This window comes from Massilia sp. Leaf139 (assembly GCF_001424165.1).
GTDB lineage: Bacteria > Pseudomonadota > Gammaproteobacteria > Burkholderiales > Burkholderiaceae_D > Telluria.
The window spans coordinates 456,373-481,987 of the sequence record NZ_LMOJ01000025.1 but is presented as its reverse complement, the minus strand read 5'-3'; the positions used below and the strand labels follow the sequence as shown (position 1 = coordinate 481,987).

24 protein-coding genes are annotated in these 25,615 nt (G+C 66.3%); 9 read left to right on the top strand and 15 right to left on the bottom strand.

The features are described 5' to 3' along the window. Positions 1–26 precede the first annotated feature (26 nt). The gene (locus ASF77_RS19925; protein ID WP_056343434.1) at positions 27–1,739 is read left to right on the top strand and encodes a methyl-accepting chemotaxis protein; all 1,713 of its coding nucleotides are present in this window, start codon (positions 27–29) and stop codon (positions 1,737–1,739) included. Here ASF77_RS19925 and ASF77_RS19920 read toward each other — a convergent pair. Continuing rightward, on the bottom strand, positions 1,720–2,286 hold the full coding sequence (locus ASF77_RS19920; protein WP_156648952.1) for a DNA-3-methyladenine glycosylase: 567 nt from the start codon (positions 2,284–2,286) through the stop codon (positions 1,720–1,722). The genes ASF77_RS19925 and ASF77_RS19920 overlap by 20 nt on opposite strands. A gap of 195 nt (positions 2,287–2,481) precedes the next feature. Between ASF77_RS19920 and ASF77_RS19915 the strand changes: the two genes are divergently transcribed. Continuing rightward, a complete protein-coding gene (locus ASF77_RS19915; protein ID WP_229445509.1) occupies positions 2,482–3,372 on the top strand; it encodes an HDOD domain-containing protein in 891 nt (296 codons plus the stop codon). Positions 3,373–3,474: 102 nt separating this feature from the next. Beyond that, positions 3,475–4,644: a tetratricopeptide repeat protein gene (locus ASF77_RS19910; RefSeq protein ID WP_229445508.1), complete on the top strand. Its 1,170-nt coding sequence runs from the start codon at positions 3,475–3,477 to the stop codon at positions 4,642–4,644. A 91-nt stretch (positions 4,645–4,735) separates the two neighbouring features. On the opposite strand, the gene infA is transcribed toward ASF77_RS19910, so the two are convergent. The 7 genes from infA to ASF77_RS19875 form a co-directional block, all read right to left on the bottom strand. Next, positions 4,736–5,005: a translation initiation factor IF-1 gene (infA, locus tag ASF77_RS19905; RefSeq protein ID WP_056343425.1), complete on the bottom strand. Its 270-nt coding sequence runs from the start codon at positions 5,003–5,005 to the stop codon at positions 4,736–4,738. Between the two features lie 517 nt (positions 5,006–5,522). Further along, positions 5,523–6,092 (bottom strand): DNA-deoxyinosine glycosylase, encoded by a 570-nt coding sequence (locus ASF77_RS19900; RefSeq protein ID WP_056343422.1) that lies wholly within the window; start codon positions 6,090–6,092, stop codon positions 5,523–5,525. A 41-nt stretch (positions 6,093–6,133) separates the two neighbouring features. Then, entirely contained in the window at positions 6,134–7,624 is a 1,491-nt protein-coding gene (locus tag ASF77_RS19895) for an efflux transporter outer membrane subunit (RefSeq protein WP_056343419.1), read from the bottom strand. Then, a complete protein-coding gene (locus ASF77_RS19890) occupies positions 7,621–10,800 on the bottom strand; it encodes an efflux RND transporter permease subunit (RefSeq protein ID WP_056343415.1) in 3,180 nt (1,059 codons plus the stop codon). The genes ASF77_RS19895 and ASF77_RS19890 overlap by 4 nt, the downstream gene beginning before the upstream one ends. Before the next feature lie 3 nt (positions 10,801–10,803). Further along, positions 10,804–11,991, bottom strand: a complete 1,188-nt coding sequence (locus tag ASF77_RS19885; RefSeq protein ID WP_056343411.1) for an efflux RND transporter periplasmic adaptor subunit — start codon at positions 11,989–11,991, stop codon at positions 10,804–10,806. Between the two features lie 155 nt (positions 11,992–12,146). Further along, positions 12,147–13,004: an alpha/beta hydrolase gene (locus tag ASF77_RS19880; protein WP_056343408.1), complete on the bottom strand. Its 858-nt coding sequence runs from the start codon at positions 13,002–13,004 to the stop codon at positions 12,147–12,149. After that, on the bottom strand, positions 13,001–13,210 hold the full coding sequence (locus ASF77_RS19875) for a hypothetical protein (protein WP_056343405.1): 210 nt from the start codon (positions 13,208–13,210) through the stop codon (positions 13,001–13,003). The genes ASF77_RS19880 and ASF77_RS19875 overlap by 4 nt, the downstream gene beginning before the upstream one ends. Before the next feature lie 141 nt (positions 13,211–13,351). Here ASF77_RS19875 and ASF77_RS19870 point away from each other — a divergent pair, with 141 nt between their 5' ends. Then, positions 13,352–14,302, top strand: coding sequence for a LysR family transcriptional regulator (locus ASF77_RS19870; protein ID WP_056343402.1), 951 nt, complete (start codon positions 13,352–13,354; stop codon positions 14,300–14,302). A 56-nt stretch (positions 14,303–14,358) separates the two neighbouring features. Here ASF77_RS19870 and ASF77_RS24715 read toward each other — a convergent pair whose 3' ends face one another. Then, entirely contained in the window at positions 14,359–14,913 is a 555-nt protein-coding gene (locus ASF77_RS24715; protein WP_056343397.1) for a PEP-CTERM sorting domain-containing protein, read from the bottom strand. A 238-nt stretch (positions 14,914–15,151) separates the two neighbouring features. Here ASF77_RS24715 and ASF77_RS19860 point away from each other — a divergent pair, with 238 nt between their 5' ends. The 5 genes from ASF77_RS19860 to ASF77_RS19840 all read left to right on the top strand — a co-directional run bounded on the left by ASF77_RS19860 (position 15,152) and on the right by ASF77_RS19840 (position 18,167). Further along, positions 15,152–15,607: a DUF962 domain-containing protein gene (locus ASF77_RS19860; RefSeq protein WP_056343394.1), complete on the top strand. Its 456-nt coding sequence runs from the start codon at positions 15,152–15,154 to the stop codon at positions 15,605–15,607. Positions 15,608–15,704: 97 nt separating this feature from the next. Then, positions 15,705–16,157, top strand: coding sequence for a hypothetical protein (locus tag ASF77_RS19855; protein ID WP_056343391.1), 453 nt, complete (start codon positions 15,705–15,707; stop codon positions 16,155–16,157). Between the two features lie 87 nt (positions 16,158–16,244). Further along, positions 16,245–17,186 carry a DMT family transporter gene (locus ASF77_RS19850; RefSeq protein ID WP_056343388.1) on the top strand — a complete coding sequence of 314 codons (942 nt, stop codon included), beginning with the start codon at positions 16,245–16,247 and terminating at the stop codon, positions 17,184–17,186. Further along, positions 17,183–17,680: a GNAT family N-acetyltransferase gene (locus ASF77_RS19845; protein ID WP_056343386.1), complete on the top strand. Its 498-nt coding sequence runs from the start codon at positions 17,183–17,185 to the stop codon at positions 17,678–17,680. The genes ASF77_RS19850 and ASF77_RS19845 overlap by 4 nt, the downstream gene beginning before the upstream one ends. Positions 17,681–17,987: 307 nt before the next feature. After that, positions 17,988–18,167, top strand: a complete 180-nt coding sequence (locus ASF77_RS19840; protein ID WP_056343383.1) for a hypothetical protein — start codon at positions 17,988–17,990, stop codon at positions 18,165–18,167. Between the two features lie 45 nt (positions 18,168–18,212). Here ASF77_RS19840 and hutI read toward each other — a convergent pair whose 3' ends face one another. Genes hutI through hutU form a run of 6 tightly spaced genes read right to left on the bottom strand, consistent with a single transcriptional unit; the run spans position 18,213 to position 25,534 of the window. Beyond that, positions 18,213–19,457 (bottom strand): imidazolonepropionase, encoded by a 1,245-nt coding sequence (gene hutI, locus ASF77_RS19835; RefSeq protein WP_056343379.1) that lies wholly within the window; start codon positions 19,455–19,457, stop codon positions 18,213–18,215. Then, positions 19,450–20,061 carry a HutD family protein gene (locus tag ASF77_RS19830; RefSeq protein ID WP_229445507.1) on the bottom strand — a complete coding sequence of 204 codons (612 nt, stop codon included), beginning with the start codon at positions 20,059–20,061 and terminating at the stop codon, positions 19,450–19,452. Before ASF77_RS19830 ends, hutI begins: the two co-directional genes overlap by 8 nt. 25 nt (positions 20,062–20,086) lie before the next feature. Further along, positions 20,087–21,448 carry a formimidoylglutamate deiminase gene (locus tag ASF77_RS19825; protein WP_056343376.1) on the bottom strand — a complete coding sequence of 454 codons (1,362 nt, stop codon included), beginning with the start codon at positions 21,446–21,448 and terminating at the stop codon, positions 20,087–20,089. Next, a complete protein-coding gene (gene hutG / locus ASF77_RS19820; protein ID WP_056343373.1) occupies positions 21,445–22,233 on the bottom strand; it encodes an N-formylglutamate deformylase in 789 nt (262 codons plus the stop codon). Before hutG ends, ASF77_RS19825 begins: the two co-directional genes overlap by 4 nt. A gap of 17 nt (positions 22,234–22,250) precedes the next feature. After that, positions 22,251–23,801: a histidine ammonia-lyase gene (gene hutH / locus ASF77_RS19815; RefSeq protein ID WP_056343370.1), complete on the bottom strand. Its 1,551-nt coding sequence runs from the start codon at positions 23,799–23,801 to the stop codon at positions 22,251–22,253. Next, positions 23,798–25,534, bottom strand: coding sequence for a urocanate hydratase (gene hutU, locus ASF77_RS19810; RefSeq protein WP_056343367.1), 1,737 nt, complete (start codon positions 25,532–25,534; stop codon positions 23,798–23,800). Before hutU ends, hutH begins: the two co-directional genes overlap by 4 nt. Positions 25,535–25,615: the final 81 nt, after the last annotated feature.

The following is a 25,615-nucleotide window of genomic DNA, read 5'->3' as shown; positions in this document are numbered from 1 at the left end:
CCCTCTTTATTTGTACGGAGAAAAGCATGCTGAAAAAACTACGGATTGGCCCGAAGCTGCTCTTGGCGCCGGGACTGGTGCTGGTGCTGCTGACGCTGCTTTCCGGCGGCGCCTATTACGGCATGGTGCGCCAGCATGCCTCATTGGAGAACATGGTGCAGGTACGCGCGGCGCGCCTGCAGGACACGGCCGACGTCGCCGGTGACGCCAAGTACGCGCACGCGAACATCTACCAGCTGCTGGCCTGGATCAGCGGCAGCTTCGCGAAGGATCGGCTCGACGCCCTGGTGGAGGACATCGGCAACAAGCACGCGTCGATCGGCACCCGTCTCGCCGCCATGGCGAAAGTCGCCAACCCGGCCGAACGCAAGCTGATCGACGCCTCCGGCACGGCGCTGGCCGCCTACCGCAAGGCGGTGCTGGAAACCATCGAGATAGCCCAGGTCGACCAGTCGATCGCCACCAATTCGATGCAGAAGGCGGAAAAGGATTTCGGCGTACTGAACACCCAGCTGGCCCAGCTGGCGGCGCTGGAAACGCAGCTGAGCGAAGAAGCCTATGCGGCCGCCGGCGCCGAATTCCGCACGCTGGGCGTGACGATGGCGGTGCTGGTGCTGCTGTCGATCGCCTTGTCGCTGACGGTGACGATGCTGGTGCGGCGGGCGATGCTGCTTGACATCCGCGCGATTTCGAACGTGGTGGGCGAACTGGCCGAAGGACGCCTGGCCAGCGCCACCGGCAGCACCGGCCGCGACGAAATCGCGGACACCTCGCGCGCCCTCGACCACACGATCGGCACCCTGAACACGACGCTGCACGCGATCTTGACTTCGGTGCGCTCGATCGACACGGCTTCGAAGGAAATCGCCACCGGCAACCTCGATCTGTCGACCCGCACCGAAATGCAGGCCGGCTCGCTCGAGCAGACCGCCAGCGCCATGGAGACGCTGACGGTGGCGGTGAAGGACAACGCGAATAACGCGCGCCTGGCCACCGATCTCGCGGCCGAAGCAGCGCGTCTGGCGGCCCACGGCGGTCAGGCCGTCGACCGCGCCGTGACGACGATGGAATCGATCCGCGCCAGCTCGCGCAAGATCGTCGAGATCATCGGCGTCATCGACGGCATTTCGTTCCAGACGAATATCCTGGCGCTGAACGCGGCAGTCGAAGCGGCGCGCGCCGGAGAACAAGGGCGCGGCTTCGCAGTGGTGGCCTCCGAGGTGCGCACGCTGGCGCAGCGCTCGGCGGCGGCGGCCAAGGAAATCAAGGCGCTGATCGCCGACTCGGTCTCGATCATCGACGGCGGCGCGGCCTCGGTCAACGAGGCAGGCAGCAGCATGGGGCACATCGTCGCCTCGGTGGCGCAGGTGAACGACATCATCGAGCGTATCAGCATCGCCAGTACCGAGCAGGCCGACGGCATCGCCGAGGTCAATCGCGCGGTCGGGCAGATGGACGACATGACCCAGCAGAACGCGGCCCTGGTCGAGGAAGCGGCGGCGGCGGCCGAAAGCCTGCACGAGCAGACGGTGAACCTGGCGCGCGCGGTCTCCGTGTTCCAGATCGACGGGATCGAACCGCTGGCCGCGGCCGGCGAGGGAGATGAGCCAGACGAGTTTCAGGAGCCGGGCGAGCGGCGCGCAGCCGGCAGCCCGATGCGCGGCACGCCGCCGGCGCTGCCGAACACCGCTGCCAAGACCCGCACCAGGGCCGAGCGGATCAGCGGAACGGACGGCTGACGAAGCGCGAGCCCGCCAGGCCGAAGCGCCAGGGCACGTCCATCGCCTTGGAGATGCCGATGCGCGGGCCGCTGACGATCTCGATGCCAGCGGGCGCGGCCTCCAGCTGGAACGGCGGCTGCGCCAGCGATCTGCCGTTGAAGGCGCGCGTCACCTCCAGCGCCTGACACAGTTTCCCCGGACCGGAACACAGCGCCGCGATGTCCTCGGCATCGCGGCGCTGGCGCATGAGGTCGAGGCCGGCAAGCGGTTCGATCGCGCGGATCAGCACCCCGGCGCCATGCCCTTCCTCGCGGCAGACGAAATTCAGACACCAGTGGATGCCGTAGGAGCGATAGACATAGCAGTGCGCGGGCGGCCCGAACATCGCCGCATTGCGTTCGGTGGGGCCGGAAAAGGCATGCGAGGCGGGATCCTCACGGTCGTAGGCTTCGGTTTCGACGATGCGCCCGCCGACGCCGTCGACCAGCACCACCACCCCGATCAGCTGGCGCGCCACGACCTCGCTCGACGCGTAAAAGTCGATTCCTGCAAGATGTGCTGGCATAGGTGCTGGCTTGTTTGCTGCATTCATGACGCAATTGTAGGTCTTCGCACAACACCGATCTGTCCGTTTTGCCACATAAGACAGCTTCAATGCATCATGTTGCTGCAAGGAAACGCAGCATCGTTTATCATGGCGGTCTTCGCTTTTATTTCCTATAAGCACCCTTCTTCCATGAGTACTGTTGCCGCTAAAGCAATGCCATCGCGCGCCGCACCGCGTGTATCGCCGCGTCCCGCCGCGCCTGCGGCCGCCGGCAGCGTCGACGCGGTCGACGAGCTGATCAAATCGATCCGCATCCCGCCCCGTCCCAGCCTGCTGGCCGATCTGCAGGCCGAGCTGGCGTCCAGCGATCCGTCGCCGGAACGCATCGGCCGCATCGTCGCGCGCGACGTCGGCATGGCCGGCGCCCTGCTGAAACTGGCCAACTCCTCGCTGTTCGGCGGCCGCCGCGCCAAGTCGATCGAGCAGGCGATCCTGTTCTTGGGAATCAACCAGGTGGCGGCGCTGATGACAGGCCTGCTGGCGCGCCAGGCGATCCCCGTCGAGAGCGCGGCCCTGGCCAATTTCTGGGACGTCTCGACCAAGCGCTCGCATGCGATGGTGTTCCTGTCCCGCCGCTTGCGCATCGGCGCGCCCGACATCGCCCATACCTTCGGCCTGTTCTGCGATACCGGCATGCCGCTTCTGGTAAAACGCTTCCCCGATTACGAGTCGACCTTCCTCGACGCCGGCGCCGAGCAGGAGCGCTCCTTCACGGCACTCGAGGACGAGCGCCACAGCACCAACCACGCCGCCGTCGGCACCCTGCTGGCGAAGAACTGGGGTCTGTCCAGCGAGGTGGCCTGGGCCATCCTGCACCACCACGACTACGCGGTGCTGGAAGACGAGCACACCGACGATGTGGTGCGCTCGCTGGTCGCGCTGTCCCTGCTGGCCGAGCGCGCGATCCGCCGCTACCAGGGCCACGCCGGCTCGCCCGAATGGGACAAAGGTGGGGAGCGCGCCCGCGCCTACCTGTCGCTCGACGAGGACGAGACGGCCGAGCTGCTGGACGAACTCGAAGAAGCGCTGCACGACGATCATTAAGTACAGCTAATCAGCACAAGCACCGCATCACAGGCATTATTCTTTGACAGGCCACCCCGGCAGGACGATACTGAAACGTCGCCATCTGCATGGGGAGGCATGATGAGAACCTGGATTCTGTCGCTGCTGGTACTGCTGGCCGGCTGCGCCCACGTCGGCCCCGATCCCGGCGCCACCAGCCGCGTCGCCGCCCTCCTCAACGACGCCGCGTTCGCGCCGCCCGCGACGCCCATCAGCACCGACAAGCTGTTCGCGCTCAGCCCCGAGATGCGCAGCCATCTCGACAGCCCCTCGTTCCGTACCTTCCTGCGCGAGCACGGCCAGGCCTCGGGCCTGGTGCGCGCTCTCTACGACCGGCGCGAACTGGCGCTCGACTACGATGCCGCCTACACCGGCACCGCCGCCGAGACCTATGCCGCGCGCAAGGGCAACTGCCTGTCGCTGGTGATCATGACCGCCGCCTTCGCGCGCGAACTGGGCATGAACGTGCGCTACCAGGACGTGCAGGTCGAGGACACCTGGACGCGCGACCGCGCGCTCTACTTCGTCAGCAAGCACGTCAACCTGAGCCTGGCCCCGGGCGGGCCGCGCGGGCCCGAGGACATGGCCGAGATGCTCACCGTCGACTTCGTGCGGCTGCCGCCCAACGCCAGCACGCGCGTGCGCGTCCTCGACGAAACCGGCATCGTCGCCCGCTACATGAACAACCGCGCGGCCGAGGAACTGGCGCAGGGCCGCCATGCCGAAGCCTACTGGTGGGCGCGCGGTGCGCTCCTGAAAAAACCCTATTTCGGGGCCGCGCTCAACACCCTGGCCGTGGTCTACCAGCGCAGCGGCCAGCCGCTGCTGGCCGAGCAGGCCTACCGCGCCGCGCTCGAGCACGAGCCCGACAGCCTGGTGGTGATGCAGAACCTGGCGCCGCTGCTGGCCGCCAACGGCAAACCGGAGGAAGCGCAAGCGCTGCTGCAGCGCGTGGCGCGCCTGTATCCGGCGCCGCCCTACCACTACTTCAAGCAGGGCATGGAAGCCTACCAGGCCGGCAACTTCGCCCTGGCGCGCACCCAGTTCGCGCGCGAAGTGGCGCGCGCGCCCTACAACGACGAATTCCACTTCTGGCTCGGCGTGGCCAACCTGCAGCTGGGAGACATGAAGACGGCGCAAAAGCAGCTGGCGCTGGCCCGCGACACGAGCGTGCGGCTCGACATGCGCGAGCGCTATGCGGCCAAGCTGGCGCACCTGCGCGGCGTGGCGGCGGAAACGCGGGCGTATTGAAGGGAGAAATGCGAACGCGGCCGACAGGCCGCGTTGCGATACGACTGCCGCAGTGGCGTCAGGCGCACACCGCGGCAAGGGAAGCGAAGGTTTAACGGCGGCGCTGGAAGCCGCCCTGACGTGGCGCCGGGGCGCCGCGGGTTTCGATGTGACGGAATACGATACGGCCCTTGTTCAGGTCGTACGGCGACAGTTCCAGCGTCACCTTGTCGCCCGCCAGGATGCGGATGTGGTTCTTCTTCATCCGGCCCGAGGTGTAGGCAACGAGCTTGTGGCCGTTGTCCATTTCGACGCGGAAGCGCAGCTCCGGCAGCACTTCGGTGACGAGGCCGTTCATTTCGATGAGTTCTTCTTTTGCCATGTTGTTCTTCCTTATAAAGGTGATGCTGCGAGCTGGCGCAAGATGACGCGCCGCGACGAATGCTGCTGCTCGATGCCAGCGCCCGCAGGAGACTGGATCGGTGTTGAAAGTGGATGGGCCGCGATCTGGCGGACAGTGGATGGCGGCGGCTTCGATCCGGGACTGCAGCCGGACGCCGACCTGCGCGGTGAGAGAAAAAAAAGCCCGCTTGCTGCGGGCTTCGTTTCAATGTATTGCCAATGCTTGTATCGCTGCTCCGCCGGTGCTATCTGCAAGGTGCGGAGCCCTGGACGCCCATGCTATCTGCGTGGTGCCTCCATCGGTGTAAGTCGATCAACGTATCTCGAATGACAATCCCGTTCGGCTGGTCGCTGGCGACGTTACACACATCGCGTTGCGGGCTCGTACAGGATGTCGTGGAGGCCTCATGACCCTCACGACTGAAACCAGTGTAACACGGATCGAACAAGCGCGTATGGATCAGTCCAGGAATGTCCGCATGCAGCAACAGCGCTGGTCAGAGCAGCGAACGTTGCATCGGCAAGGCCTGCTGCGGCGAAGCCTCCTCCACGAGCTGACGCCACACCTGCAGCTTCTGTTCGAACGTCATCGCCATATGCGCCGGTGAACTCGACGGCAGCACCACCGTCCGGTAGCCGGCCTCGGCGAACTGCGGTGCGAACTTGCCCGAGGCCTGGCCGTTGAAGCCGACTGTCCGCAGTTCCGGACACAGCACGTGAAGGCGCGCGAAATCGTTGGCGGCCGGTTTGCGAATGCTTGAGTCGAGGCTGCCTTCGCGCTCGCAGGCGCCGAGCACGTCCCACAGGCCGATGCGGTGCGCGAGCAGGCGTGGCAGGCGCTGGGCGTAGGGCAGCGCCGCTAGATCCTCGTCCACCAGGGCTGAGACCAGGCGCCAGAACTGGTTACGCGGATGGGCATAGTACTGGGCGGCAGCCAGCGACTGCGCGCCCGGAAAACTGCCGAGGATGAGGATGCGGGTATCCGGCGCGAGCACCGGCGCCAGGCCGGTCAGCAGCGCCGACTCAGGCGAAGCGTGAGAATCAAGGGAAGCGGCGGAAGTCGTCATGCGGCGATTGTAGCCCTGCCGCACGGACGACGCCGCGCCGCCTAGCGCGCCGCCACGCTTGCCCCCTCTTCTGCCGACGCATCCCAGCCGCCGCCCAGGGCGCGGATCAGGGCAATCGTTGTCAGCGCCTGGTTGCCGCGCAGCTGCACCGCGCTGCGCTCCACGGCAGCCAGATTGCGCTGGGCGTCGAGCAGGTCGAGGTAGCTCGAGCGGCCGGCATCGTAGAGCTTGCGGGCCAGTTCCGCCGAGCGGCGCGCCGAGCGCACGGCATCGTCGATCTCCACGCCCTGCTCGGCCAGGATGCGCACGCCGGCGAGGTTGTCCTCGACTTCGGCGAAGGCAGCCAGCACCCGCTCGCGGTAAGCCGCGACCGATTCTTCCAGCACCGCTTCGCTGCGCGTCACGTTCGCCTTGTTGCGGCCACCGTCGATGATGGGCAGCGAGAGCAGCGCGCCCAGCACCCAGGAGCGGCTGCTCCAGTTGAACACCTCGGCCATCGTGCCGCCGACGCCGCCGCCGGCCGCATTGATGGTCAGCGCCGGGAACATGGCCGATCGCGCCACGCCGATGCGGGCGTTCGCCGCTTCCATCGCGCGCTGGGCGGCGGCGATGTCGGGCCGGCGTTCGAGCAGGCTTGAGGGCAGCCCGGCCGGAATCTCCGGCAGCGCCACGTCTTCCGGCAAGGGATTGGTACTCGCCGCGAAGCGCGCGGCCGGACGGCCGAGCAGCACGGCAAGCGCGTGTTCGGCATTCGTGCGCTGGCGCTGCAGGCCGATCGCCTCAGCGCGCGTGGCCGACAGTTCCGTCTTCGCGCGGGTCAGGTCGAATTCGCCGATGTCGCCCAGGTCGAACCTGCGCTGGTTGACGCGTACGCTTTCCTCGCGCAGGCTCACGGCGGCATCCACCGTCGCCAGCTCGGCGTCCAGCGCACGCAGGCGGAACCAGGTCTGGGCCACGTCGGCCTGCAAGGACAAGAGCACCGAGCGATAGCTCGCTTCGACGGCGCCGGCATCCTGGCGCGCCGCCTCGACACCCGAACTCACGCGGCCAAACAGGTCGAGCTCGTAGCTGGCGCTCAGGCTGGCGCTGTAACTGTTCTGCGGCGCGACCAGGCTGCCCTGCGGCAGGTTGAGGTCGAGCGGGGCCGGACGGGCGCGCCGGGCCTGCACGCCGACGCCCACTTGCGGCATACGGTCGGCCTGCGCGATGCCGGCGATCGCCCTTGCCTGCTTCACGCGCGCCGCGGCGACGGCCAGGCTGGCGTTGTTGCGGGTCGCTTCGTCGACCAGTTCCGTCAAACGCGGATCCTGGAAGGCCAGCCACCACTGCCCGCGCGGCTGCTGCTCGGCGTGGCGTGCTTTGGCCCAGCGGCTGCCGTCGGGGGCGGTCTGGATCTGATTTGCCTCCTTGAACGCCGCCGGCGTATCGAGGGTCGGCTGTTTAAAGGCGGGCGCCGCGCAGGCACTCAGCAGCAGTGCCGCCATGAGCGGCGCAAGAAGTGGGGTAACCTCGCGTGCAATCATCGATTTCATTGTGCGACTCCTTCCACTGCCACCACGACCGGGGCGACAGGCTTTTTCTCGAAACGTTTGGCAAAGGTGCGCAGCAGGACGTAGAACAGGGGCGTCAGGAACAGGCCGAAGAAGGTCACGCCCAGCATGCCGGCAAAGACGGCGACGCCCATCGCGTGGCGCATCTCGGCGCCGGCGCCGCTGCTGAACACGAGCGGCACCACGCCCATGATGAAGGCGATCGAAGTCATCAGGATCGGACGCAGGCGCAGGCGGCTCGCCTCCAATGCCGCATCGACCACGCTGCGGCCATGGTGTTCGAGTTCGCGGGCGAATTCCACGATCAGGATCGCGTTCTTCGAGGCCAGGCCCACCAGCACGAACAGCGCGATCTGCGTGAAGATGTTGTTGTCGCCGCCGGTGAGCTTTACGCCCAGCAGCGCGCACAGGATCGACATCGGCACGATCAGGATCACGGCCAGCGGCAGCGTCCAGCTTTCGTACTGGGCAGCCAGCACCAGGAACACCAGCAGCACGCACAGCGGGAAGACGAAGACCATGGTGTTCCCCGACAGGATGTCCTGGTAGGTCAGATCCGTCCATTCGTAGGCGATCCCTTTCGGCAGCGTCTCTTTTGCGATCTGCTCGAAGATGGCTTGCGCCTGGCCGGACGACACGCCAGCCGCCGGGCCGCCGTTCATGTCGGCCGTGACATAGGCGTTGTAGCGCTGCACGCGATCCGGGCCATAGCTGTCCTTCACCTGCATCAGCGAGGACAGCGGGATCATCTCGCCTTTCACATTGCGTACCTTCAGCTGGGCGATCTGCTCCGGCTGCGAGCGGAACTGGGCGTCCGCCTGCACCCGCACCTGGTACGTCCTGCCGAATTGATTGAAATCGTTCACGTAGAGCGAGCCGAGATTCACCTGCAGGGTCTGGTAGATCGTCTGCAGCGGCACGCCGAGCTGCTTGGCCTTTACACGGTCGACGTCGGCGAACAGCTGCGGCACGTTGATCTGGTAGCTCGAGAACACCCCCGCCAGGCGCGGGTCGGCCCAGGCCTTGGCCTGCATCGCCTGCGACGCCTTGTACAGCGCGTCGTAGCCGAGGTTGCCGCGGTCTTCCAGCATCATCTTGAAACCGCCCGTAGTGCCGAGGCCGTTCACCGGCGGCGGCGGCAGCACCATCACGAAGGCGTCCTCGATCGCGCCCATGCGCTTGTTGATCTCGGCGGCGATGGCCTCCGCGGACTGCTCCTTGCCGCGCCGTTCGCTGAACGGTTTCAGGCCCGTGAATACGATGCCGGCGTTCGGCGCATTGGTAAAGCCGTTGATCGACAGGCCCGGGAAGGCGATCGAGGATTCGACGCCCGGAATCTCCTTGGCGATGGCCGACATGCGCCGGATCACGGCGTCGGTGCGGTCGAGCGAGGCGGCGTCGGGCAGCTGGGCAAAGCCGATCAGGTAGGCCTTGTCCTGCTGCGGCACGAAGCCGGGCGGCACCGCCTTGAACATGAACAGCGCGGCGACACCGAGCACCGCATACACGGCCAGCGAGATGGTCTTGCGGCGCAGGACGGTCTGCACACCGCCTTCGTAACGGTGCGAGGCGCGTCCGAAGAAGCGGTTGAAGGCGGCGAAGAAACGGCCGAACACGGTGTCGATGGCGCGCGTGACGCGGTCTTTCGGTGCGTCGTGCGACTTGAGCAGCGCGGCCGACAAGGCCGGCGCCAGCGTCAGCGAGGCAAAGGCCGAGATCACGGTGGAGATGGCGATCGTCAGCGCGAACTGGCGGTAGAACTGCCCCGTCAGGCCGGCGACAAAGGCGATCGGCACGAACACGGCGCACAGCACCAGGGCGATGGCGATGATCGGGCCGGACACTTCCTTCATGGCCTGGATCGTCGCGTCGTGCGGATTCAGGCCGTTGGCGATGTTGCGCTCGACGTTCTCGACCACGACGATGGCGTCGTCGACCACGATGCCGATTGCCAGCACCAGGCCGAACAGCGACAGGGTATTGATCGAGAAGCCGAACATCAGCATCACGGCGAAGGTGCCGACCACCGACACCGGCACGGCCAGCAGCGGAATGATGGACGCGCGCCAGCTTTGCAGGAAGACGATCACGACGAGCGCCACCAGCACGATCGCTTCGAACAGGGTCTTGATGACGGAGTCGATCGACTCGCGCACGAATTGGGTTGGGTCGTACACGATGCTGTATTCGACACCTTCCGGAAACTCTTCGGACAGCTCGGCCATGGTGGCGCGCACGTCCGTCGACAGCTGCAGGGCGTTCGCGTTCGGCGCCTCGAAGATGGGGATGGCGACGGCCGACTTGTTGTTCAGGAGCGAGCGCAGGGCATACGAATTCGAGCCCATCTCCAGGCGCGCCACGTCTTTCAGCAAGGTGGTCGAACCGTCCTCGCCGGTCTTGACGATGATGGCACCGAATTCCTCGACCGATTGCAGGCGGCCCTGGGTGTTCACGGTCAGCTGGAACTGGGCGTCCTTGGCCGGGCCCTGGCCGATGACGCCGGCCGCGACCTGCACGTTCTGCTCGCGGATGGCGTCGACGATGTCGCCCGCCACCAGGCCGCGCGCGGCGACCTTTTGCGGATCGAGCCAGACGCGCATCGCGTAGTCGCCGGAGCCGAACAGCTGCACTTCGCCCATGCCCTCGATGCGCGCCAGGCGATCCTTGATGTTCAGGGTCGCGTAGTTGCGCAGATAGAGGTCGTCGTAGCGGCCGTCCGGGGAATTCAGGTGCACCACCATCGTCAGGTTGGGCGAGCTTTTCACCGTGGTGACGCCGATCTGGCGCACCTCTTCCGGCAGGCGCGGCAGCGCGCGCTGGACGCGGTTCTGCACCTGCGTCTCGGCCTGCTCGACGTTCGTGCCGATGGCAAAGGTCACGGTCAGCATCAGGGCGCCGTCCGAGGTGTTTTGCGAGGACATGTAGAGCATGTTCTCGACGCCGTTGATCTGCTCTTCCAGCGGCGCGGCCACCGTCTCGGCGATGATTTTCGGATTGGCGCCTGGGTACTGGGCGCGCACCACGATCGAGGGCGGCACCACGTCCGGGTATTCGGAGATCGGCAACTGGAAGATCGCGATCAGGCCCGAAACGAAGACCAGCACCGACAGCACGACGGCGAAGATCGGTTTGTCGACAAAGAAGCGGGAAAAGTTCATGGCTTACTCCTTGGCGGGGGCGACGGCGGCCAGCGCCAGCGAGCCGCCGCTTTCCATCGGCACAATCAAGGGCGATACCGGGGCGCCGGGACGTACGCGCTGCAGGCCGTTGACGACGATCTTCTCGCCTGCCTTGACGCCGCTGCGCACGACGCGCAGGCCATCGACCACGGGCCCGAGCGTCACGGGCCGGTATTCGGCCTTGCCGGCGGCGTCGACCACATACACGAACTTGCGGCTCTGGTCGGTGCCGACCGCGCGCTCGTTGATCAGCACGGCCTTGCGGCTATCGGCCGCGCCCAGCTGCACCCGTGCGAACAGGCCCGGCACCAGGACGCCGTCGCGGTTCTCGAAGACGGCACGCATGCGCACGCTGCCGGTGCGGGCGTCGAGCTGGTTGTCGACGAATTCGAGCTTGCCCTCGTGCGGGAAGCCCTCTTCGTTGGCCAGGCCCACCCGCACCGCCACCGGGGCGCCATCGCGCGCCTTGGCGCCGACGCGCAGGTAGGTGTCCTCGTCGCCGTCGAAGCTGGCGTAGATGCGGTCGAGCGAGACGACACTGGTCAATAGCGCAGTCGGATCGACCAGGTTGCCGAGCGTGATTTCGGCTTTCGAGACGCGGCCGTCGATCGGCGCGACGACGCGGGTATAGGCCAGGTTCAGGCGCGCCGCCTCGTACTGGGCCTGCGCGGCGGCCGCCGCCGCTTCGAGTTCCTTGTGGGTGGCGGCCGCTTCGTCGAATTCGCGCCGGGCGATGGCTTTGTCGGCCATCAGGCTTTCGGCGCGCGCCAGTTCGCGCTTGGCGAGGTCGGCCTTGGCGCGGGCCGATGCCGCTGCCGCTTCGGCGCGCGTGGCTTCAGCCTGGTAAGGGCGCGGGTCGACCACGAACAGGACGTCGCCCTTCTTCACTTCGCTGCCCGGCTTGAAGTGTACGGCGGTGATGAAACCGCTCACGCGGGAACGGATCTCGACCCGCTCGACCGCTTCCAGTCGGCCCGAAAACTCCTGGGTTTCGGCGACCGGCTTCTCCAGCACGAGCGCGGCGGAGACGGGTGGCGCCGCGGGCGCGGCAGGCGCGGCTTTACCAGTTGCGTCCCCGCAGCCGGAGAGCGTGCCGGCGGCCAGGCCGGCGATGGCCAGTGCCGCGATCAGCGGTTTTACCGCGCTTAGTTGGTTTGTCAGCTTTCTCATGTTGACTCCTTTTTCTTGTGAGAATGTTAAGAAGAGGGCGACACCCATCCCACCCGTGGTCGCCGTCGCGAATCACAGGAAAAAGCGGGCCCCGCCGCACCAAATTGGTGCAGTTGTCCGTTCGTTCAGTAGTGGAAAATCAGGGTGGTGCTGACTTAGGCGGGAGGGGCCTCCTGCCCCTCGAGTTCAGCAATGAAGCCGGCGATTTCGACGAGCGCCGACTGTGCACAGGCGCATTCGTTGCGTTGATCGGCCATCTGCGGCGCCGGCAGCATGCGGCGCACGGTGGCCTGGACACCGAAGCCGGCGAGTTTCGCGCCATAGGCTTCGGCTTCGTCGCGCAAGGGATCGTCCTCGGCGGAGAGGATCAGGGCCGGCGGCAGGTTTTTCAGCCGGCTCGATTGCAGGGGAGACGCGTACGGGTGGGTACGGTCGGCCGCGTTCGGCAGGTAGCCGCGATAGGCGGCGGCAGCGCCGTCGGCCAGTTTTTCCTGGTCGGGGCAGTTCGGCATTTCGCGCATCGAGCAGGTCGACAGGCCCGGATCGAGCATCGGCATGATCAGGATCTGGCCGGCCAGTTTCGGCGCGCCGCGGTCGCGCGACATCAGGGCGCAGACGGCGGCGAGATTGGCGCCCGCCTCGATGCCGGCCACCAGCAGGTGCTTGCCGTTCCAGCCGAGCTTGGATTTGTTCTTTTTCGCCCACAGCAGCACGGCGTGGGCATCTTCGACCGCAGCCGGGAAGGGGCGCACCGTGGCCAGCGTGTAGCTCGACGCCAGCACGACCGGGGTATGGCTGACGCCGGCCAGGTGACGCAGGAAGCCGTCGGAATCCTCGAGGTCGTCGGCAACAAAACCGCCGCCCGGGAAGAACACAACCAGGGTGTCGCGTTTCCCCTTCGCGTTGGTGGCGTACAGGCGCGCCTTTAATGGGCCCTGCTCGCCGGTCACGTCGAGTTCGCGCACCCTGACATCATCGGCCAAGGCATTCGCGGCATCCAGGCGGTCGTTCATGGCGCCACCTTTGCAGCGGCCATCAGGGTCGCGCCGCGCGCAGGATCCTGGCACAGCGTTTCCGCCACGACGCTCGAGAGTGCGTGCACGCCGCGCGCCTCGGCGCCCGCTGCCTGCGCATAGGCGCCGCTGCCGACGATCCCGGCCATCGCCAGAATCCCAGTCGCCAGTGCGATCGTTGCCACGATGCTGTCCCGAATCTTCATGTGTCGCTCCTGCCTGCCAATTAAATACTGCTCCAGTACGGACACTATAGACATCATCTACAATCTGATAAAGATGGCATTATCGAATTGATTGTTCGGATATCGCGAACAATGAGCATAGAAATTGATGGCGGGGGACGTATGAACAAGCTGCAGGCGATGGAAGTTTTCGTGCAAGTGGTCGATACCGGCAGTTTTACGCGGGCGGCGCAGATGCTGGATTTGCCCAAGGCCAGCGTTTCGACCCTGGTGCAGGCGCTGGAAAGTTCGCTCTCGGCCAAGCTGCTGCACCGCACGACACGGCAGGTGACGGTGACCTCGGACGGCGCGGCCTATTACGAGCGCTGCGTGCGCATCCTGTCGGACGTGCGCGAAGCCGAGGAATCGCTCTCGCGCATGCGCAGCAATCCCAGCGGGCGCCTGCGCGTGGACACCCCGACAGGCCTGTCGAGCGAGATCCTGGTGCCGGCCCTGCCCGCCTTTTTCGAGCGCTACCCGGACATTACCCTGGAACTGGGCAGCACCGACCGCCCGGTCGACCTGGTCGAGGAAGGCGTCGACTGCGCGGTGCGCGGCGGGGCGCTGTTCGATACCAGCCTGATCGCGCGGCGCGTCGGCATCATCAACTTCGTCACCGCCGCCGCGCCCTCTTACCTGGCGCGCTTCGGCGTGCCGCTGCATCCGAACGAGCTGGCGCGGCACCGCTGCGTGAACTATTTTTCGGCGAAGACCGGTAAAGTGTACGACTGGGATTTCAACCGCGATGGCGAACGCATCGAGGTGCCGATGCCGGGAATGATCGCCCTGAACGATTCGAATGCCTATGTGCAGGCGGGGCTGGCGGGGCTGGGCATCGTCCAGATGACCGATTACCTGTTGATGCGCCATGTCGAGGAAGGCCGCATGGTGCAGGTGCTGCCGGACTGGCGCAGCGACCCGCTGCCGGTACACATCGTCTACCCGCAGAACCGCCACATGTCGGCCAAGGTGCGCGTGTTCGTGGAATGGGTGTCGGAGGTGTTTGCCAACCATCCGCAGATGCGCCTGGGTGCGCGGCCGGCCGTGGCCGCCGATGCGGCTGTCGCTGCTTGAGTTGCCGCACCGGGGACATGGCAGGCGGGTAGCACCCGCCTGCCGGGATCGAACAATCAGGCTTTGCGGCGGCGCGCCATGCCCAAGCCGGCGATGCCGAGGCCGAGCAGGGCCAGCGATGCCGGTTCCGGCACGTCGGTGGCGGCTGCGATGCCGCTCAGGCTAAAGCCGACGAAGTCGGCGCCGCCGTCGATCGGGTAGGCGTTCACGCCGCTGGTATTGCGCCAGCTGATGGTCACTGCCTTGTCCTTGGCGATCTCGGCCCACTGGGCATCGGTCAGGCTCAGGACGCCGGTCAGCGTGTAGTCGTAGTCTTCGACATTCTGCACGACACTAGCCGGGCCGCCGTTGCTGCTGCTCCAGTGCGCGTACTGCGTGCCATCGATCATGAAATCGAAGTATTCGTTGAAACCGCTGTAGTTGAAGCCGTAGTCGCCCTTGGCGGTCAGTGCGACCTTCACGCCGGTGTAGGTCGTGCCGTCCAGAGCGAACGTACGGGTGTAGGTCTGCCCGTCTTGAGTGACCGGGGTGGTATCGTTGGCGATGACGGCAGCGGTGGCGTTGCAGGCAAAGAGTGCGGACACGGCAGCGATCAGGAGAGTGGTTTTCATGTGGTTTTGGAAGTGGTGGATGAAATTTTTGTTTTGCGTATTTACCCCATGCAATTTCAATGCCAACCGGAAAAATTTCTTATAGATGAATAACTTGCTGAATTTACACCTGCGTATTGTTCATCGACTGTAAAGCTTGTCGACAGCTTTTAGTAGCGCCGGTATTCAGCCCAAGGGTGATTTCTGCGCTGTCAGCGGTGTAGAATCTTCCGCATAACAATCACAGCCGGAGACAGTCTTGAACAACGCACAGTCCAGCGCACCCTCGCGCAACATCCATACCCTGCTTGCCCAGTACAGCGAGAGCCACCGCAACCCGACCAACGAACTGATTCATTTCGTGTGCGTGCCGCTGATCGTGTTCTCGCTGCTCGGCATCCTGTACGCGCTGCATCCCGTGGTCGCGCTGGCCGCCGTGGCCGGGTCGATGTGGTATTACCTGCAACTGTCGAAGCCATTCGCGGTGGGCATGCTGGCGATGGCGATCCTGATGCTGGCGATCCTGGCGGCGATGCCGCCGCTGACGGTGCTGCCGCTGTCGATCGCCGTGTTCGTCGTGGCCTGGATCGGCCAGTTCATCGGCCACAAGATCGAAGGCAAGAAGCCGTCATTCCTAGACGACCTGCGCTTCCTGCTGGTCGGGCCGCTGTTCGTGCTGGGCTTCCTGTACCGGCGCCTGAACCTGGCCTATTGATCCCATCTGCTCGCTGACGCGCCGCGCCGGCGTGTGCGGCGTCGCCGGCTTTCAGGAGTAAGCTTTCGGAGGCGCATCGCGCGTTTCGGAGATTGCCATGAAAGCCACATTTCCCCTCCTCCTTCTTGCGGCCCTTGCCGGCTGCGCCACGCCGCCGCAATCGGGCAGCGTCTACCGTTCTTACCAGACACAGAACGAACAGGTCGTGCGTACCGGCACGGTCGAGTCGGTGCGCAATGTCGTCATCGCCAATCCGGAGTCGGGCGTGGGCACCATGGGCGGCGCCGCCCTCGGAGGCCTGGCCGGTTCGCAGGCCGGCAGCGGCAACGGCAACGGCTCGGCGGCGATGGGCATCGTCGGCGCCATCGCGGGCGGCCTGATCGGGCAACGGGTCGAGAACCGCGCCAACATGCGTCCGGGGTTCGAAATCACGGTCAAGCTCGACAGCGGAGAGCTGCGCGCCATCACCCAGGAAGCCGATGAACTGTTCCGCCCCGGCGAGCGCGTGCGCCTGCTGAGTAACGGCTACAACACGCGTGTGACCCATTAGAAACGCCTGCAGGGCGGCGCCGCGTTCGCCCCGCGCCGTCGCGATTTATAGACGGCAGGAAATGGGGAAAGCACGTATACTTCCGCGATGTCTTCTCCCGTCCTATTTACCCTCGCCTCGCTCATCTGGGGCTCGACCTTCTGGGCCATCACCTTGCAGCTGGGCGAAGTGCCGCCCTCGGTCTCCGTGGTCTACCGCTTCGCCCTGGCCTCAAGCGTCCTGTTCATCATCTGCATCGGCCGCGGTTTCAAACTGCAATTGCCCTGGCGTACCCAGAAATGGCTGATGTTGCAGGGCATGGCGACCTTCGGCCTGTCGTATATCTGCACCTACCAGGCCGAGGAAGTCGTTGTTTCCGGACTGGTGGCCGTGCTGTTCGCCTTGATGGTGTTCTGGACGCCGCTCCTGGGCCGCGTGTTCTACGGCACCCCGATCGCGCCGCGTACCTGGGGCGCCGGTGCCGTCGCCACCGGCGGCGTCGCCCTGCTCTTCTACCACTCGATCGGCACCGCCTGGCGCGATGTGCAGGCGGGCGGCAGCGGCCACTTCCTGCTGGGCGTGGTGCTGGCCCTGGTGGCGACGATCGCCAGCTCGGCCGGCAGCATCGTCGTCGCCAAGGTGCGCGAGCAGTCGGGCAATGTGATGCTGACCACCGCCTGGTCGATGTTCTGGGGCACCTTGATGGTGGCCATTTATGCCGTCGTCACCGGGCAGCGCTTCATGCTGCCGCCGACCGCCTCCTACACGCTGGGCCTGCTCTACCTGTCGATCTTCGGTTCGGTGATCGCCTTCCTCGCCTATTTCACGCTGATCAACCGCATCGGGCCGCACAAGGCGGTGTACATCGGCGTCATCACGCCGGTGCTGTCGGTGCTGCTGTCCATTAAACTCGAACATTACCGCCCGGGGCCCGTCGAGTTCCTGGGCATGATCCTGTGCCTGGCCAGCGTGGCCTGGGCCCTGCGCGCACCCGCAGCCGCAAAACCGGTGCAAGCCGCAACCTTGAACAACGCAACCGAAACCCCATGACCGCTGTCACCCATTTCACCGTCCGTCCCGCCGAACCCGCCGACGTCAGCCACATCCACTCGATGATCGTCGAGCTGGCCGTGTTCGAGAAACTCGAGCACATGGTCGTCGCCACCGAAGAGCTGCTGCACGAGGGCCTGTTCGGCACGCGGCCGGCCTGCGAAGCCATCGTCGGCGAGGAAAACGGCGAAGTCGTCGCCTTTGCCCTGTTCTTCCACAATTTCTCGACCTTCCTTACCAAGAAGGGCCTGTACCTGGAAGATTTATATGTGCGCCAGTCGCACCGCGGCAAGGGCTACGGCACCCAGTTGCTGTCGACGCTGGCGCAGATTGCGGTGGAACGCAAATGCGGCCGCTTCGAATGGTCGGTACTGGACTGGAACGAGCCGGCGATCGGTTTTTACCGGACGATGGGCGCCGAGATCCTGCCGGAATGGCGCATCTGCCGCGTGACGGGCGAAGCGCTCGATCACCTGGCACGCCGCGCGGATTAAAACTAAGAGCGGCCCGCAATAAAAAGCCCACGGAGCTTTGAAGCACCGTGGGCGAACCCATTATGTTAATGGGGAGGGGAGACTGGAAATCAACGATTTCACTATAGCTGGGTGAACTCGCCGGAAGCTGTTGTTCTTACAATTGCTTACCTCTCTTACGGATTGTCTGATACCTATCATCACCGAGCTGGGAATGGGCGAATTGACGCCAATCAAGGGACGACCGCCGCTGTCGCACGATTGAGTGATCACAAATGCAAGGGAATGACGTGCCTGAAAATGTGCTCTTCGCACAAGGGGAGACACCATGGCATTCATCTTCCGACCGATTACCAGGCGGCTCTACAAGGCGTGGCTGCGTTCCCGCCTCGACAATTACAACCGCAGCCTGACAGCGATCGCGGCCCAGCGCGAGAACGATTTTCATGCCGAGCGCATGCTGCACCGGGCGGTGTCGAGCACGCGCTCGAAGCTGCAGTCGCTGTGAAGAAGACGTGCAGGGCCGGAGCCGGCCCTGCGGTTCTGGAAGGTCTTAGAACCCCGCCGGCAAGCCCACGTCGCGCGCCCGCATCACGCCGCCGTTCACCACCGCCTGGCAGGGGTTGAAGCCGACCGCATAAGCCAGTTCGGCCGGTCGGCTGATGTCCCACAAGGCAAAATCCGCTCGCTTGCCCACTTCCAGCGTCCCGATCTGCTCCTGCAAACCGAGCGCGCGCGCCGCGTTGACGGTGGCGCCCTGCAGCGCTTCGCGCGGCGTCAGGCGCCACACCGTACACGCCATGTTCATCGCCAGCAGCAGCGAACTCAGGGGCGAGGTGCCGGGATTGCAGTCGGTGGCCACCGCCAGCGGCACGCCGGCGCCGCGCAGGGCGGCGATCGGCGGCGCCTGCGTCTCGCGCAGGAAGTAATAGGCGCCCGGCAGCAGCACGGCCACGGTGCCGGCCGCGGCCATGGCGTTGATGCCGGCCGGGGTCAGGTGTTCCAGGTGGTCGGCCGAGAGCCCGCGGTAGCGCGCCACCAGTTCCGCGCCGCGCTGGTCGGACAATTGTTCGGCGTGCAGCTTGACGGGCAGTCCGAGCTTTTTAGCGGCGGCAAACACCCGTTCGGTCTGGTCGTAACTGAAGCCGATGTGCTCGCAGAAGGCGTCGACCGCGTCGACCAGGCCCTCTTTCACCAGGAGCGGCAGCATGCGTTCGGCCACTTCGGCGATATAGTCGTCGGGGCGGCCCGTAAACTCCGGCGGCAGCGCGTGCGCGCCCAGGAAGGTGGTGCGTACCTTGATCGGCAGCAGTTCGCCGATGCGGCGCGCGGCGCGCAGCAGATTCGCTTCGCCCTGCAGGTTCAGGCCGTAGCCCGATTTGATCTCGAGCGTGGTCACGCCCTCGGCCAGCAGTTGCGACACGCGCGGCGCGCTCTGGCGCAGCAGGTCTTCGACGCTGGCGGCACGGGTGGCGCGCACGGTCGACATGATGCCGCCGCCGTTGCGGGCGATGTCCTCGTAGCTGGCCCCTTCCAGGCGCGCTTCCCACTCGTCGCTGCGGTTGCCGGCGTGGACGATGTGGGTATGGCAGTCGATCAGGCCGGGCGTGAGCCAGGCGCCGTCGCAATCGTGGATGACGGCGGCGCGCGGCGCCTCGCGGCGCGGGCCCAGCCAGGCGATGCGGCCGTGCTGCACGGCGATCGCGCCATCCTGCATTTCGCCATAGCCGTCGACCATCGTGGCCAGGTTCACGTTCGCAAACACCGCGTCGACGCGCGGGCCGTGGCGCTCACTCATCTTCGTAGTCCTCGTCCTCGTTGTAATAGAAAATATCGACAATGAAGATGACCGCCTGGGTCGCCTCGATCGACCAGATCGTGCCCGGGTCGAACAGGACGGCGTCGTAGCGCACCATGTTGATGCGCTCGGCGTCGCTGGCGATTTCCAGGGTCTCCCCTTCGGCCAGGAACATCAGGGTCAGGTCGGCGCGCGCCACGAAGCGCGATTTGCCGGCCAGGCGGCGCCGACCGAACTGGTGGTAGCAGCGGTCGCTGCGGGTCATGACGTTGAAATCGGTGGTCGGCCCGCGATTGAGCTTGGCGGTCACCTGCGAATCGCCGTCGAAGGCGAGCACCGGGCCGCTTTCGCAGATGATCACGCGTTCGCTGCCGTCGATATCGAGCGTCATGCCGTGGCCGTCGACCAGCGCCAGCGTGCGGTCGACGCCCGGGAAGCGCGAGAACGGGCCGTCCTCGGCGATCGTGGCCAGGCTGACGCGCCAGTCGAAGTCCTCGAAGCCGGCCTCGGGCGGGCCGACTGCAATCGTCGTGGTGCTGCCGCCGCCGTTCTTCCAGGGGAGTGCCGACAGGCCGGCAAACGGAATCAGAATGTTCATGCTCATGCCTCGCTCATGCTCATACTTATGCTCAATTGGCGCGCAACTGTTGAATGGCTTGCCGGTAGCCGCGCTCGACGGCTTCCTGCGCCATGTGGCGCCCGCCCTGCACCACCCAGCGTCCGCCGGCCAGTACGTCGCGCACCAGATTGTCGTTGCCGCAGAATACCAGACGTCCCAGCACGTCGGTATCCTGTACGCCGTCCAGGTTCGGATGCGCGGCATCGAGCACCAGCAGGTCGGCCCGGCGTCCCGCCGCCAGTTCCCCGACCGGGCGCCCGGCCGCCTGCGCGCCGCCACGCAGTGCATCCTGCCACAGGTTGAGCGCGACGTCGCGCCGTGCCGGCGTGGCGGCGATGTTCCGGCGCTGGTGCAGCAGGCGCTGCCCGTATTCGAGCCAGCGCAGTTCTTCCACCGGGCTCTGCGACACGTGGCTGTCGCTGCCGATGCCCCAGCGTCCGCCCTGCGCCAGGTAGTCGCCCAGCGGGAACAGGCCGTCGCCCAGGTTGGCCTCGGTGGTCGGGCACAGGCCGGCGACGGCGCCACTGGCGGCCAGCTGCGCCACTTCGGCCGGGTTCAGGTGGGTAGCGTGCACCAGGCACCAGCGCGCGTCGATGCGCACTTCGTCGAACAGGTATTCGACGGGCCGGCGCCCGCTGAAGTCCAGGCTTTGGCGCACTTCGCCCTGCTGCTCGGCGATGTGGATGTGCAGCGGCCGTTCCGGCGGCAGCGCCGCCATCAGCGCGCGGATCTGGTCGGTGCCGGCCGCGCGCAGCGAATGCGGCGCGGCCCCCACTTCGAGCTGGCCGCCGCGCAGGGGCGCTAAAGCCTCGACGATGCGCAGCACGTCGTCGACATCGGTGCGAAAGCGCGCCTGCTCCGGCTTCAAAGGCTGGTCGCCGAAGCCGCTGTGGCTGTAGAGCACCGGCAGCAGCGTCAGCCCGATGCCGGCCTGCTGTCCGGCCGCGGCGATGCGTTCGGCCATCTCGGCCGGGCGCGCATAGGAGACGCCGTCCGGGTCGCGCTGGATATAGTGAAACTCGCACAGCGAGGTATAGCCATGGCGCAGGCATTCGGAGAACAGCTGGGCCGCGATCGCTTCCAGCTGTTCCGGCGTAATGTTGGCCCCGAAGCGGTACATCAAGTCGCGCCAGGTCCAGAAGCTGTCCGGGCCGTCGCCCGCCTTTTCCGTCAGGCCGCCGAGCGCGCGCTGGAAGGCGTGCGAGTGCAGGTTGACCATGCCCGGCACCACGTACTCGGCGCGCGCCACGCCGATCGGCGGGCGCGCGCCGGGCTGCACCCGCGTCAGGTTGCCGCGCGCATCCCATTCGACCAGCACATCGCCCTGCCAGCCCTCGGCCAGCAGCGCGTGGCGCGCGAACAGGGCGTTCATGCGCGCACCCAGTCGAGCGCGGCTCCCATCATGTCTTGCAACAGCGGCTGCACCTCGGCCGCGATCTCGGGGCGGTAGGCGAAGGGTGCCGCCTCGTCCATATAAAGGCACTGGCACATCTCGAGCTGGATCGCGTGCACGCCCTCCTTCGGCTGGCCATAGAAGCGGGTGATGTGGCCGCCCTTGAAGCGGCCATTCACCGCGATGCTGAAGCGGTCCTGGGCGCGCGCGACGCCGACCACGGCATTCTCCAGGCCCCGATCGCAGGAGCTCCCATCGGCGGTGCCGAAGTTCAGATCCGGCAGCTTGCCCTCGAAAAAGCGCGGCACTTGCGAGGCGATCGAGTGCGCATCCCACAACACCACGCGCCCGTGCAGGGCCAGCAGGCGCGCCAGCTCGGCGCGCAATTGATGATGGTAGGGCTGCCAGTAGCGCAGCAGGCGGCGCTGCACTTCCTGCTGATCCGGCACCCGTCCTTCCTGGTACAGGCTTTCGCGCCCGAAGGTGTCGACCGGGCACAGGCCGGTCGTGTCCAGGCCCGGGTACAGGTTGGTGTTCTCGGGCGGGCGGTTCAGGTCAATGACATAGCGCGACCAGCGCGCCGCCAGCGTCGAGATGCCGAGCCGGCCGGCGCAGTCGTAGAGTTCGGCCAGGTGCCAGTCGGTATCGGCTTTCGCCAGCGCACAGGGCGTCATGTGCGCGGCCACCTCGTCGGGAATGTCGGTGCCCACATGGGGCATCGACAACAGCATCGGCGCATCACCTGCCTTGAACCGGAAATCCATCACGACTCCTGTTGAAATTAAGGGTGTAAGACGGCGAACAATTCCTTGCACGTGGCCGACAACTCGCCCGCCACCACCATCTGGCGCGCCGCCTCGATGTCCGGCGCGAAGAAGCGGTCGGCATCGAAGGGCGCCACGCGGCGGCGCAGCTGCGCATGCACGTGCTCGAGGTGTTCCGAGCTGGCCAGCGGACGGTGGAACTCGATGCCCTGTCCCGCCGCCAGCAATTCGATCCCGACAATCACCGCCGTATTGTGCGCCATCTGGTCGAGCCGGCGCGCCGCGAAGGTGGCCATGCTGACGTGGTCTTCCTGGTTGGCGGAGGTCGGCAGGCTGTCGACGCTGGCCGGATGCGCCAGCGATTTGTTTTCCGAGGCCAGCGCCGCGGCCGTCACGTGGGCGATCATGAAGCCCGAGTTCAGGCCCGGTTCGCGCACCAGGAAGGCCGGCAGGCCGGACAGGTTGGCGTCGATCAGCAGCGCGATGCGGCGCTCGGCCAGCGCACCGATTTCGGCAATCGCCAGGGCCAGCGTGTCGGCGGCAAAGGCCACCGGCTCCGCATGAAAGTTACCGCCCGAGACGATCGCACCGTCGTCGGGGAAGAGCAGCGGATTGTCGGTGACGGCGTTCGCCTCGATCAGCAGGGTGCGGCTGGCGTTGGCCACCAGATCCATCACGGCGCCCATCACCTGCGGCTGGCAGCGCAGGCTGTAGGGATCCTGCACGCGCTCGTCGCCGACCAGGTGCGAGGCGCGGATCGCGCTGCCCGCCATCAGCTCGCGGTAGATGGCGGCCGCGGCGATCTGGCCCGGCTGGCCGCGCACCGCGTGGATGCGGGCGTCGAAAGGCGCGTCGCTGCCGCGGGCAGCGTCGACCGACAAGGCGCCGGTGACCATTGCCGCTTCCACCAGGCGCTCGGCCATGAAGAGGCCGTGCAAGGCCAGCGCGGTCGACACCTGCGTGCCGTTGATCAGGGCCAGGCCCTCTTTCGCCGCCAGCGTGACGGGCTCGATGCCGGCCTGCGCCAGCGCCTCGCTTGCCTCCATGATGCGGCCTTGGTAACGCACCGGGCCGACGCCGAGGATGGCGAGGGTCATGTGCGCCAGCGGCGCCAGGTCGCCCGAGGCGCCGACCGAACCCTGGCAGGGAATGGCCGGCATCAGGCCGGCATTGTAGATGGCGATCAGGGTGTCGATGATCACCGGACGCACGCCCGAATAGCCGCGCGCCAGGCTGCCGATTTTCGTCAACAGGATCAGCCGTACGACGGCATCCGACATCAGCTCGCCGGTACCGACCGCGTGCGACAGGATCAGGTTGCGCTGCAATTGTTCGAGCTGGTCGTTCGGGATATGGGCCTTGGCCAGGATGCCGAAGCCGGTGTTGATGCCGTAGGCCGGATCGCCCTTGTCGACAATGGTTTTCACGAGGGACGCGGACGCGGCGATCGGTTGCGCCGCCTCAGGCGACAGTGCGATCGCGAAGTGACCGGCCCAGGCCGCGCGCAGGTCGGCCAGGCTCAGGGCGCCAGGGTTCAGAGTCCAGTTGTGGTGTGCGTCGTGATTCATTGCTTGCTGCCTTGATTGATCATCGGGAGATTCAGGCCGGTGCGCTCGGCACAGGCGATGGCGGAGGGGTAGCCCGCATCGGCATGGCGCATGACGCCCGAGCCGCTGTCGTTGACCAGCACGCGTGCCAGGCGTTTGGCGGCGGCCTCGGTACCGTCGGCCACGATGACGACGCCGGAATGCTGCGAGTAGCCCATGCCGACGCCGCCGCCGTGGTGCAGCGAGACCCAGGTCGCACCGCCGGCGGTGTTCAACATGGCGTTGAGCAGCGGCCAGTCGGAGACGGCGTCGGTACCGTCGCGCATGCTCTCGGTTTCGCGGTTCGGGCTGGCGACGGAACCGGTGTCGAGGTGGTCGCGGCCGATCACGATCGGCGCCTTGAGCTCGCCGTTCTTCACCATCTCGTTGAAGGCGAGGCCGGCGATGTGGCGTTCTCCGAGGCCCAGCCAGCAGATGCGCGCCGGCAGGCCCTGGAAGGCGATGCGTTCGCGCGCCATGTCGAGCCAGCGGTGCACCTGCGCGTGCTGCGGGAACAGCTCCTTGATCTTGGCGTCCGTCTTATAGATGTCTTCCGGGTCACCTGAGAGCGCCACCCAGCGGAACGGGCCGCGCCCTTCGCAAAACTGCGGGCGGATATAGGCAGGCACGAAGCCGGGGAAATCGAAGGCATTCGCGACGCCCTCGTCCAGGGCTACCTGGCGGATGTTGTTGCCGTAATCGACGGCCTGGCTGCCGAGCGCCTTGAAGTCGAGGATGGCACGGACATGGGTCGCGCAGGAGGCGGCGGCCGCCGCTTTCAGGCGCGCGTGCTGGCCTGGGTCGGCCTGGGCCGCCTTCCATTCGTCGACCGTCCAGCCCTGCGGCAGGTAGCCGTGGATCAGGTCGTGGGCCGAGGTCTGGTCGGTGACGAGATCGGGCACCAGGCCGCCGGCGCGGGCGCGGCGCACCAGTTCCGGCAGCACGTCGGCGGCATTGCCGAGCAGGCCGATCGAGACGGCTTCGCGTCGTTCGCAGTGGTGCTGAATGAGGGCGAGCGCCTCGTCGATGTCTTTCGCCTGCTTGTCGAGATAACGCGTGCGCAGGCGGAAATCGATGCTGCTCTGCTGGCACTCGATGTTGAGCGACACCGCGCCGGCGAAGGTCGCGGCCAGCGGCTGGGCGCCGCCCATGCCGCCCAAACCCGCGGTCAGGATCCAGCGTCCGCCCCAGTCGCCGCCGAAATGCTGGCGGCCCGCCTCCGCGAAAGTTTCGTAGGTGCCCTGGACGATGCCCTGGGTGCCGATATAGATCCAGCTGCCGGCCGTCATCTGGCCGTACATGAACAGGCCCTTGCGGTCGAGCTCGTTGAAATGCTCCCAGTTCGCCCATTTCGGCACCAGGTTCGAGTTCGCCAGCAGCACGCGCGGGGCATTCTCGTGGGTCTGGAACACGCCGACCGGCTTGCCGGACTGGATCAATAAAGTCTGGTCGCCTTCCAGGGCGCGCAGCGAGGCCAGGATCTGGTCGTAACACTCCCAGTTGCGCGCGGCGCGGCCGATGCCGCCGTACACCACCAGGCGCTGCGGATCCTCGGCCACCTCGGCATCGAGGTTGTTCTGCAACATGCGGTAGGCGGCTTCGGTGAGCCAGCTCTTGCAGGAAAGTTCGGTGCCGCGCGGAGCGCGGATGGAACGGGTCGGATCGAAACGCGGATCGACGGGTTGATCAACAGCTGGGGACGATGCTTGGTTCATGGCAGCTCCTGGAATGAGAACGGCGGATGAAGCCTCACCCGCCCTGGACGTGCTCGGAGTCTAAGTTGTCTATACAAGACC

What these genes read in the sequence shown, in the direction of transcription:
- ASF77_RS19915 (WP_229445509.1), top strand. Translation starts at nt 2,482, where the DNA reads ATGCCATCGCGCGCCGCACCGCGTGTATCGCCGCGTCCCGCCGCGCCT.
- ASF77_RS19845 (WP_056343386.1), top strand. Translation starts at nt 17,183, where the DNA reads ATGACCGCTGTCACCCATTTCACCGTCCGTCCCGCCGAACCCGCCGAC.
- hutU (WP_056343367.1), bottom strand. Translation starts at nt 25,534, where the DNA reads ATGAACCAAGCATCGTCCCCAGCTGTTGATCAACCCGTCGATCCGCGT.
- ASF77_RS19870 (WP_056343402.1), top strand. Translation starts at nt 13,352, where the DNA reads ATGAACAAGCTGCAGGCGATGGAAGTTTTCGTGCAAGTGGTCGATACC.
- ASF77_RS19895 (WP_056343419.1), bottom strand. Translation starts at nt 7,624, where the DNA reads ATGAAATCGATGATTGCACGCGAGGTTACCCCACTTCTTGCGCCGCTC.
- ASF77_RS19900 (WP_056343422.1), bottom strand. Translation starts at nt 6,092, where the DNA reads ATGACGACTTCCGCCGCTTCCCTTGATTCTCACGCTTCGCCTGAGTCG.
- ASF77_RS19920 (WP_156648952.1), bottom strand. Translation starts at nt 2,286, where the DNA reads ATGCCAGCACATCTTGCAGGAATCGACTTTTACGCGTCGAGCGAGGTC.
- ASF77_RS19840 (WP_056343383.1), top strand. Translation starts at nt 17,988, where the DNA reads ATGGCATTCATCTTCCGACCGATTACCAGGCGGCTCTACAAGGCGTGG.
- ASF77_RS24715 (WP_056343397.1), bottom strand. Translation starts at nt 14,913, where the DNA reads ATGAAAACCACTCTCCTGATCGCTGCCGTGTCCGCACTCTTTGCCTGC.
- ASF77_RS19825 (WP_056343376.1), bottom strand. Translation starts at nt 21,448, where the DNA reads ATGAACGCCCTGTTCGCGCGCCACGCGCTGCTGGCCGAGGGCTGGCAG.
- ASF77_RS19875 (WP_056343405.1), bottom strand. Translation starts at nt 13,210, where the DNA reads ATGAAGATTCGGGACAGCATCGTGGCAACGATCGCACTGGCGACTGGG.
- hutG (WP_056343373.1), bottom strand. Translation starts at nt 22,233, where the DNA reads ATGGATTTCCGGTTCAAGGCAGGTGATGCGCCGATGCTGTTGTCGATG.
- ASF77_RS19925 (WP_056343434.1), top strand. Translation starts at nt 27, where the DNA reads ATGCTGAAAAAACTACGGATTGGCCCGAAGCTGCTCTTGGCGCCGGGA.
- ASF77_RS19850 (WP_056343388.1), top strand. Translation starts at nt 16,245, where the DNA reads ATGTCTTCTCCCGTCCTATTTACCCTCGCCTCGCTCATCTGGGGCTCG.
- ASF77_RS19855 (WP_056343391.1), top strand. Translation starts at nt 15,705, where the DNA reads ATGAAAGCCACATTTCCCCTCCTCCTTCTTGCGGCCCTTGCCGGCTGC.
- ASF77_RS19910 (WP_229445508.1), top strand. Translation starts at nt 3,475, where the DNA reads ATGAGAACCTGGATTCTGTCGCTGCTGGTACTGCTGGCCGGCTGCGCC.
- ASF77_RS19890 (WP_056343415.1), bottom strand. Translation starts at nt 10,800, where the DNA reads ATGAACTTTTCCCGCTTCTTTGTCGACAAACCGATCTTCGCCGTCGTG.
- hutH (WP_056343370.1), bottom strand. Translation starts at nt 23,801, where the DNA reads ATGAATCACGACGCACACCACAACTGGACTCTGAACCCTGGCGCCCTG.
- ASF77_RS19830 (WP_229445507.1), bottom strand. Translation starts at nt 20,061, where the DNA reads ATGAGCATGAACATTCTGATTCCGTTTGCCGGCCTGTCGGCACTCCCC.
- infA (WP_056343425.1), bottom strand. Translation starts at nt 5,005, where the DNA reads ATGGCAAAAGAAGAACTCATCGAAATGAACGGCCTCGTCACCGAAGTG.
- hutI (WP_056343379.1), bottom strand. Translation starts at nt 19,457, where the DNA reads ATGAGTGAGCGCCACGGCCCGCGCGTCGACGCGGTGTTTGCGAACGTG.
- ASF77_RS19880 (WP_056343408.1), bottom strand. Translation starts at nt 13,004, where the DNA reads ATGAACGACCGCCTGGATGCCGCGAATGCCTTGGCCGATGATGTCAGG.
- ASF77_RS19885 (WP_056343411.1), bottom strand. Translation starts at nt 11,991, where the DNA reads ATGAGAAAGCTGACAAACCAACTAAGCGCGGTAAAACCGCTGATCGCG.